The 9,131-nt window shown below is 69.3% G+C and carries 3 protein-coding genes and 2 pseudogenes; 1 reads left to right on the plus strand and 4 read right to left on the minus strand.

What is annotated here, in order from left to right:
- Positions 1 to 212 precede the first annotated feature (212 nt).
- Positions 213 to 1,721 carry an AMP-binding protein gene (locus tag G3N96_RS35855; protein ID WP_206140133.1) on the plus strand — a complete coding sequence of 503 codons (1,509 nt, stop codon included), beginning with the start codon at positions 213 to 215 and terminating at the stop codon, positions 1,719 to 1,721.
- A 118-nt stretch (positions 1,722 to 1,839) separates the two neighbouring features.
- Here G3N96_RS35855 and G3N96_RS35860 read toward each other — a convergent pair whose 3' ends face one another.
- The 4 genes and pseudogenes from G3N96_RS35860 to G3N96_RS35875 all read right to left on the minus strand — a co-directional run.
- Entirely contained in the window at positions 1,840 to 2,979 is a 1,140-nt protein-coding gene (locus G3N96_RS35860; RefSeq protein WP_124582216.1) for a branched-chain amino acid ABC transporter substrate-binding protein, read from the minus strand.
- Positions 2,980 to 3,063: 84 nt separating this feature from the next.
- On the minus strand, positions 3,064 to 6,996 hold the full coding sequence (putA, locus tag G3N96_RS35865; protein WP_206140134.1) for a trifunctional transcriptional regulator/proline dehydrogenase/L-glutamate gamma-semialdehyde dehydrogenase: 3,933 nt from the start codon (positions 6,994 to 6,996) through the stop codon (positions 3,064 to 3,066).
- Between the two features lie 382 nt (positions 6,997 to 7,378).
- Positions 7,379 to 9,007: pseudogene (locus tag G3N96_RS35870) on the minus strand (primosomal protein N'); the annotation flags it as partial.
- Positions 9,006 to 9,131: pseudogene (locus G3N96_RS35875) on the minus strand (YebC/PmpR family DNA-binding transcriptional regulator); the annotation flags it as partial. The pseudogenes G3N96_RS35870 and G3N96_RS35875, both read right to left, overlap by 2 nt.

Raw genomic sequence — 9,131 nt, forward strand, 5'->3', positions numbered from 1 at the left:
TCGTGCCTGCTGCGCCGCGATGCGCCGGCGGCCGTGGCCGACGGATTCGTCGCGACGCGGCTCGCCGCGCCCGACTGGGGCCGCATCGCGGGCGGCTTCGATCCGCATGCGATCGACGTCGCCGCGCTGCTGCAGCGCGCGTACCCGGCCTGATGCCCTTTGGATAGCTTGGTAAGGCCCCGTTCGCCTTCGTTCGCCCGCCCGGAGTCACGATGAACCTCGTCGCCGCCCTCGACCGCGCCGCCCGTGCGACGCCCGACCAGCCGTTCCTCGTCAGCGAATCCGCGACGATCACCTATGCCGCCGCGCGCGAGCGCTCGCACCGCGCGGCAGCCGTGCTGAGCGCGCTCGGCGTCGCGGCCGGCGACCGTGTCGCCGCGATGTGCTTCAACACGCCGGCCTTCGTCGACCTGATGTTCGGCGCGTGGCGGCTCGGCGCGACGTTCGTGCCGGTCAACCACAAGCTGCAGGCGCCGGAAGTCGACTACGTGCTCGAACACAGCCGCAGCAAGGCGCTGCTGTTCGACGTGGCGCTCGCGCCGGTGGTCGAACGCCTCGTGCATCCCGCGCGGCGGCTCGTGACCGAAGGCGAGCTCGACGGCGTGCCGTGCTTCGACACGCTGTGCGCGACGATGGACGGCCTCGCGGGCATCGAGCCCGCCGACGGCGACATCGCGCAGATCCTCTACACGTCCGGCACGACCGGCCACCCGAAAGGCTGCGTGCACAGCCACCGCACCGTGACGCTCGCGGCGATGCAGGCGGCGCTCGCGACCGGCATCGGCCGCCACGAGCGCACGCTGATGGCGATGCCGATCTGGCATTCGTCGCCGCTCAACAACTGGTTCGGCGGCACGCTAGTCGCGGGGGGCACCGTCGTGCTGCTGCGCGAATACCATCCGCTGCGCTTCCTGCAGACCGTCGAGCGCGAGCGCGTGACGCTGTATTTCGGCGCGCCGGTGTCGTACCTGCTGCCGCTCGACACGATCGACGGCTTCGCGGCGTTCGACCTGTCGAGCGTGCGCGCCTGGCTGTACGGCGGCGGCCCGATCGGCCCCGCGCAGGCCGAACGTCTCACGCGTGCGTATCGCAGCACTGCGTTCTTCCAGGTGTACGGCATGACCGAAGCGGGGCCGGCCGGCACGACGCTGTATCCGGACGAGCAGATCGCGAAGGCCGGTTCGATCGGCCGCACCGGCGGCCCGGGCGTCGACCTGCGCGTCGTGCGGACGGACGGCCTCGACGCGCAGCCGGGCGAGACCGGCGAGATCTGGCTGAAGACCGACAGCATGATGCTCGGCTATCTCGACGATGCGGCCGCGACGCGCGCCGCGTTCGCGCCGGGCGGCTGGTATCGCACCGGCGACATCGCACGGATCGATCAGGATGGCTACCTGTTCATCGTCGACCGGCTGAAGGACATGATCGTGACGGGCGGCGAGAACGTCTATTCGAAGGAAGTGGAGGACGTGCTCGGCGCGCACCCGGACATCGCCGAGGCGGCCGTCGTCGGCGTCCCGCATCCCGACTGGGGCGAGACGGTCGTCGCTCACGTGGTGCTGCGCGCGGGCGCCGCGCCCGACGCGGATGCCCTGCGCGCATTCTGCGGCGAGCGGCTGGCCGCGTACAAGATCCCGCGCGAATTCACGTTCGCGCAGGCGCTGCCGCGCACGCCGACGGGCAAGCTGCAGAAGTTCCTGCTGCGGGTGCGGCGCGAATAGCCGCTTGTGCGGCAGCGGCAAAAGAAAAAGCCACCCGGCCCGAGGACCCGGTGGCTTTTTCGCATGATCGACGGGGCGGCGACAGGCGCCGCCGCCCCCGCGTCACGTCACAGGCGGCTTACTTCCCGCCGATGCTCTTCAGCGGCTTCCACTCGCCCTTCTCAACCTTGTACATCGTGATGCCGCCGTTCTTCAGGTCGCCCTTCGCGTCATACGCGACGTGCGTCGACGTCACGCCGGCCATGTCGGTCTTCGCGAGCAGCGGCAGGTACTTCGCCGGATCGGTCGAATCGGCCTTCTTCATCGCGTTGAACAGCGCCATCGCGCCGTCGTACGCGTACGGCGAGTACGTCTGCACGTCTTCGCCGAAGCGCTTCTTGTACTTGTCGGCGTACGTCTTGCCGCCCGGCATTTCTTCCAGCGGGAGGCCTGCCAGCGAAGCGATCGTGCCGTCGGCCGCGTTGCCCGCGATCTTCAGGAACGTCGGCGTCTTCACCATTTCGCCGCTCATCAGCGGGGCGGTGATGCCGAGCGTCTTCATCTGCTTGACCATCGGTGCCGCCTGCGAATCCGCGCCGCCGTAGTAGACGAGATCCGGCTTCGCCGCCTTCAGCTTGGTCAGGATCGCCTTGAAGTCGACCGCCTTGTCGTTCGTGAATTCACGGTCGACGATCGATGCGCCGCCTGCCTTCGCGGCCTTCTCGAACTGGTCGGCGAGACCCTGGCCGTAGGCCGTGCGGTCGTCGACGATCGCGATCTTCTTCATGCCGAGATCCTTCGACGCGAACGTGCCGGCCACCGAGCCCTGCTGCGTGTCGGACGTCATCATGCGGAAGGTCGTCTTGTAGCCCTGCTGCGTGTATTCCGGTGCGGTCGCCATCGCGATCTGCGGAATGCCCGCGTTCGCGTAGATGCGCGAAGCCGGAATCGTCGTGCCCGAGTTGAAGTGGCCGAGCATGCCCTTGATGCCGTCGTCGACGAGCTTCTGCGCGACCGTCGTGCCGGTGCGCGGGTCAGCCTGGTCGTCCTGCGTGTCGAGCACGAACTTCACCGGCTTGCCGCCGATCTTCGGGCTCGTCGCGTTGAAATCCTCGATCGCGAGCGCGATCCCGTTCTGCATATCCTTGCCGTAGTGCGCCTGCGCGCCCGTCATCGGCCCTGCGTAACCGATCTTCACGTCATCCGCATGGGCCGTCCCCGCCAGCGACATGACCGCGACGAACGTCGCGCCTGCCAGCTTTTTCATCGTGTGTTGCATAGCATCTCCTTGGTACCAGGGTAAATGGAGCGGCTTCGGGATCGCCTTGCCGCTTCCTATGTTTGATCCGAACGGCAAGGATGGTCAGCCGATCGTCATCAAATTCGCATTGCCACCCGCCGCAGCCGTGTTCACGCTCACCGAGCGCTCCGTCAGCAGCCGTTCCAGCGCGTAATCCTCCGCATCGCCGTTCTCGAACGCGCCCACCGACACGCCCTGCACCGACACGATCGGGCCCGGCCGCTGCGCGACGTCCTTCACGAGCGTCTGCAGTTCGTCGCTGTCGCCTTCGAACAGCACGGCGTCGAACGGCGCGTCGGCCTGCTTGCGCAGGCTCGCATGCGCCTTCAGCGATGCCGGCAGCGCGGCAACCAGCGCCTCGCCAGCGGCACCCGCGAACAGCGCGCGGTTACCGGTCGCCAGCACGGCCGCGAACTGCGCGCGCGCACCGCCCGGCGTCGCCGCGACACACAACACCGTGCCGCGCGGGCCGAGTGTATACGTGTTTCGCTCGCCCGTCGGACCGGTCAGCACCGCGGTCGCACCGGCCGGCACCTGGGCCAGATAGCCGTCGCAACGTGCGGCCAGCGCCGGCTCGCGCTGCTCGATCAGCCAGTCGCGCAGCGTCGTGAGCGCCGCCGCCGGGTTGCCGCGTGCGTCGCCGTCCACCGCGCCGTCCGCGATCAGCGACTGCGCGAGCGAACGCGGCAGGCCCGACGGACGCGTCGCGAGCAGGCGCTGCAGGTACAGCGCGCCGCCGGCCTTCGGGCCCGTGCCCGACAGCCCTTCGCCGCCGAACGGCTGCACACCGACCACCGCGCCGATCACGTTGCGGTTCACGTAGATGTTGCCGACGTGCGCGTTCGAGATCACGTGCGCGATCGTTTCATCGATCCGCGTGTGGATGCCGAGCGTCAGGCCGTAGCCGGTCGCGCGGATCTGCTCGAGCAGCTTGTCGAGCTGGCTGCGGCGGTAACGCACCACGTGCAGCACCGGGCCGAACACTTCGCGCTTCAGCTCGTCGATGCTGCCGATCTCGATCAGCGTCGGCGGCACGAACGTGCCGTGCGCGCAGGCGTCGGGCATCGGCAGCTGCGTGACGCCGTGGCCCTTGTCCTTCATCGCCGCGACGTGCGTGTCGATCGTCTGCTTCGCTTCACCGTCGATCACCGGGCCGACGTCCGTCGACAGCCGGTCGGGATTGCCGAGCGCCAGTTCGTGCATCGCGCCCTTGAGCATCGTCAGCGTGCGGTCCGCAACGTCGTCCTGCAGACACAGAACGCGCAGCGCCGAACACCGTTGACCGGCCGAGTCGAACGACGACTGCATCACGTCCGCGACGACCTGCTCCGCGAGCGCCGACGAATCGACGATCATCGCGTTCTGGCCGCCCGTTTCGGCGATCAGCGGAATCGGCTTGCCGTCCGGGTCGAGACGCGCGGACAGCGTCTTGTTGATCAGGCGCGCGACTTCGGTCGAGCCGGTGAACATCACCGCACGCGTACGCGCATCGGCCACCAGCGCCGCGCCGACGGTCTCGCCGGTGCCCGGCAGCAGCTGCACCGCACCGGCCGGCACGCCGGCCTCGCGCAGCAGGCGCACGGCCTGCGCGGCGATCAGCGGCGTCTGTTCGGCCGGCTTCGCGAGCACCGTGTTGCCGGCGGCGAGTGCCGCGGCGACCTGGCCCATGAAGATCGCGAGCGGGAAGTTCCACGGGCTGATACAGACCACGGGGCCCAGCGGGCGGTGCGTATCGTTCGAGAACTCGTCGCGGATCTGCGCGGCGTAGTAGCGCAGGAAGTCGACCGCTTCGCGGATCTCGGCGATCGCGTTCGGCAGCGATTTGCCGGCTTCGCGCACGATCAGGCCCATCAGCGTATGCATCTGCGCTTCGAGCAGGTCGGCGGCGCGCACCAGGCAATCGGCACGCGCATCGACCGGCGTCGCCTGCCAGATCGGCGCGGCGGCCACGGCGTGCGCGAGTGCCGCGCTCACGTGCTCGGCCGTCGCTTCGCTGACCGTGCCGACCAGGTCGCGCTGGTCGGCCGGATTGCGCACGTCGCGGGCCGGCGCGTCGGCGAGCGTGTCGTCGGCGAGCATCGGCGCGGCGCGCCACGGGAAATGCGCGCTCGCGAGCAGCGCGGACGACAGCGACGCGAGGCGGTGTTCGTTCGACAGGTCGAGGCCCATCGAGTTGGGACGCTCGTCGCCGTACAAGTTGCGCGGCAGCGGTATCTTCGTGTGCGGCGCGCCGAGCGGCACGACCTTCGCCGCTTCGTCGACCGGATCGGCGACCAGCTCCTTCACCGACACGGTTTTATCCGCGATGCGGTTCACGAACGACGTGTTCGCGCCGTTCTCGAGCAGGCGGCGCACCAGGTACGCGAGCAGCGTCTCGTGGGTGCCGACCGGTGCGTACACGCGGCACGGGCGGTTCAGCTTGTCGCGGCCGGTGACTTCCTCGTACAGCGGCTCGCCCATCCCGTGCAGGCACTGGAATTCGTACTGGCCCGGGTAGTAGTTCTGGCCCGCGAGCTGGTAGATCGCGGCCAGCGTGTACGCGTTGTGCGTCGCGAACTGCGGGTACACGGCGTCCGGCGCCGCGAGCAGCTTCTTCGCGCACGCGAGGTACGACACGTCCGTGTAGATCTTGCGCGTATAGACCGGATAGCCTTCGAGGCCGTCGACCTGCGCCCGCTTGATCTCGGTATCCCAGTACGCGCCCTTCACGAGGCGGATCATCAGGCGGTGACGGCTGCGGCGCGCGAGATCGATCAGGTAGTCGATCACGAACGGGCAGCGCTTCTGGTAGCCCTGCACGACGAAGCCGATGCCGTTCCAGCCCGCGAGATCCGGATCGAAGCACAGCGCCTCGAGCAGGTCGAGCGACAGTTCGAGGCGGTCGGCCTCTTCGGCATCGATGTTCAGGCCGATGTCGTAGCGGCGGGCGAGCAGCGCGAGCGCGCGCACACGCGGCAGCAGTTCGCTCATCGTGCGGTCCTGCTGCGAGCGCGAGTAGCGCGCGTGCAGCGCCGACAGCTTGATCGAGATGCCCGGGCCTTCGTAGATGCCGCGGCCGCCGGCCGCCTTGCCGATCGCGTGGATCGCCTGTTCGTACGACGCGTAGTAGCGCTGCGCATCCTCTTCGGTCGTCGCCGCTTCGCCGAGCATGTCGTACGAATAGCGGAAGCCGCGCGCTTCGTACTTGCGGCTGTTCGCCAGTGCTTCGGAAATCGTCTCGCCGGTGACGAACTGCTCGCCCATCAGGCGCATCGCCATGTCGACGCCCTTGCGGATCAGCGGCTCGCCGCCGCGGCCGATCAGACGCGTCAGCGCCGACGACAGCCCGGCTTCGCTGTTGGTCGTCACGAGCTTGCCGGTGATCATCAGCCCCCATGTGGCCGCGTTCACGAACAGCGACGGCGCGTGGCCGACGTGCGAACGCCAGTCGCCCTTGCTGATCTTGTCGCGGATCAGCGCATCGCGGGTTGCGCGGTCGGGAATGCGCAGCAGCGCTTCGGCGAGGCACATCAGCGCGACGCCTTCCTGGCTCGACAGCGAGAATTCGTGGATCAGCCCTTCGACGCCGCCGCCCGAGCTCTTCTCGCGCAGCGCCTCGACGAGCTTCGTCGCGAGCGCCTGCACGTCCGCCTGCAGGTTCGCGGGCAGGCGCGCCTGGCCGAGCAGGAACGGCACGCATTCCGGCTCGGGGCGGCGGTACGCCGCCGTGATCGCCGCGCGCAGCACCGACTGCGGTTGCACGTTCTGCGCGAACTCGAGGAACGGATGCGGCGAGTTGTCGTCGTCGCCGTCCGCGGACTGACCGTCGGCGAGCTCCGTCACGCCGCTGTGGCCCGACAGCTCGGGCGGCAACTGGCCGTGCTCGATCCGCTCGAGATACGCGAAGATCGCCTGCTTGATCAGCCAGTGGGGAGTGCGCTCGAGACGCGCGGCGGCGTCCTTGAGGCGCGAGCGGAGAAGGTCGTCGACTTTGACGCCGAGAGTCGTGCTTGCCATGGTGGGTTCGTGCGCCGGTGCGAGCCCGGCAATGTGGTGTGAGAGGATGCGCGAAATCCTACGGCACGCAATAAAAAGGTGCAACCAAATTACGAGATGGGTTGCACCCACGAGTTACCCAATATAATCAGCCACTTATGCGGTTGCAACCTAGGAGTTGCCCGTGGTCGGAGGATCGGTGTTTTCCCTGAGCGGGCCGGTTCGACATGCGTGCGCAACCGTCCGCGCGTGTCGCGGCGGACGAAAACGGGTTGCACTGGGTGCGGCGGATGGTGAGACGCCCGGGCGCGGGCGGGCGGCAAGAGACGATTCAGGGGTACCCGGCCCGGCGGCCGGGGTGCAACGCAGCGGGACGCAGTACGACGGCCGCATGCCGCGCCGCTCAGATATCCAGCGGATCGACCTCGACGCTCCACCGCAGCACGCCTTTCAACGCGCGCAGCTCCGGCTGCCATGCACGCAGCGCATGCTGCAGCGCCGCCCGCGATGCGCTTTCGAGCAGCAACTGCGCGCGATGCACGTTCGCGACCTTGACGATCGTCATCGGCACCGCGTCGTAGACGGTCACGCGATCGGCGCCCGGCAGCCCCGGCAACGCGGCCGCGGCTTGCAGCAGGAACGCGAGCGCGGCGTCCAGCGTGCGCCCTTCGGCGCGTAGCAGCGCCTGGTAGACGAACGGCGGCAGGTGCGCGTCGCGGCGCTCGCCGAGCGTCGAATTCGCGAAGCCGACGTAATCCTGCCGCCCGAGCGCGTGGTACAGCGCGTGACGCGGGTAACGCGTCTGCACGAGCACTTCGCCCGGCAGCCCGGCGCGCCCCGCCCGGCCGCTCACCTGCATCAGCTGCGCGAACAGTCGCTCGCTCGCGCGAAAGTCATGCGAGAACAGCGCGGTGTCGGCATTGAGCACGCCGACGAGCGACACGCGCTGGAAGTCGTGTCCCTTCGCAATCATCTGCGTGCCGACGAGAATATCGACCTCACCCGCATGCACATCGGAAAAGAGTGCCTGCGCGCTGCCCTTGCGGCGCGTGCTGTCCGCGTCGATCCGCAGCACGCGCGCGCCCGGCACGGCCTCGGCGAGCGCCTCCTCGATCCGTTGCGTGCCGCGCCCGAGCGGCGCGATGTCGACGTTCCCGCACTCGGGGCACGACCGCGGAATCCGCGCTTCCCAGCCGCAGTGATGGCAGCGCAACGCGTGCTCGGGCTTGTGCAGCACGACGTACGCGCTGCAGCGCGGGCAGCCGGCGACCCAGCCGCAGGCATCGCACGCGAGCTGCGGCGCATAACCGCGCCGGTTCAGGAACACGAGGCTCTGTTCGCCGCGCTCGAGCCGCGCCTTCAGTGCCGCGACGAGCGGCCCCGACAGCCCGCCCATCGACGCGCGCCCGCGCCGCCGTTCCTCTTCGAGATCGATCAGCCGCACGGTCGGCAGCGTCGCGTCGGCCACCGCGCGGCGCGACAGCGTGAGCCGCGTGTAACGGCCCTGCTCGGCCTGCCACCAGCTTTCGAGCGACGGCGTCGCCGAGCCGAGCACGACCGTGATGCCGAGCTGCTTCGCGCGCCACACGGCGAGGTCGCGCGCCGAATAGCGCAGCCCTTCCTGCTGCTTGTACGCGGGCTCGTGCTCCTCGTCGACGACGATCAACGCGAGCGTCGGCATCGACGCGAGCACCGCGAGGCGCGTGCCGAGCACGATCCGCGCGCGGCCCGTATGCGCGGCGAGCCAGTTGCGCGCACGCTCGCCCTCGGCGAGCCCGCTGTGCAGCGTGACGATCGCGTCGTCGGCGAGCGCCCCCGCGAAGCGCGCGCGAAACGCGGCCTCGAACTGCGGCGTCAGGTTGATTTCGGGAACGAGCACGAGCGCCTGCGCATCCGGCCGCGCGTCGAGCAGCGACGCGAGCGCATGCAGATAGACCTCGGTCTTGCCGCTGCCCGTCACGCCGTGCAGGAGGAACGGCGCGAAGCCCTGCGCGGCGCGGATCGCGTCGAGCGCCTCGGCCTGCTGGTCCGTTCGCGCCGGCTTCGAGCGCGGCTTCCATCAGCGCGTCTTCCGACGTGCCCGGTGCGAACAGGAACTGGCCGACGTGATCGAACATGAACGCGACCGAGCCGTCGGTGCCCATGTTGCCGCCGAA

Source organism: Burkholderia sp. Se-20373, assembly GCF_017104705.1.
Classification (GTDB): domain Bacteria; phylum Pseudomonadota; class Gammaproteobacteria; order Burkholderiales; family Burkholderiaceae; genus Burkholderia.

Excerpts from the sequence above, each read along its gene's own strand:
- G3N96_RS35855 (WP_206140133.1), top strand. The coding sequence starts at position 213 with ATGAACCTCGTCGCCGCCCTCGACCGCGCCGCCCGTGCGACGCCCGAC.
- G3N96_RS35860 (WP_124582216.1), bottom strand. The coding sequence starts at position 2,979 with ATGCAACACACGATGAAAAAGCTGGCAGGCGCGACGTTCGTCGCGGTC.
- putA (WP_206140134.1), bottom strand. The coding sequence starts at position 6,996 with ATGGCAAGCACGACTCTCGGCGTCAAAGTCGACGACCTTCTCCGCTCG.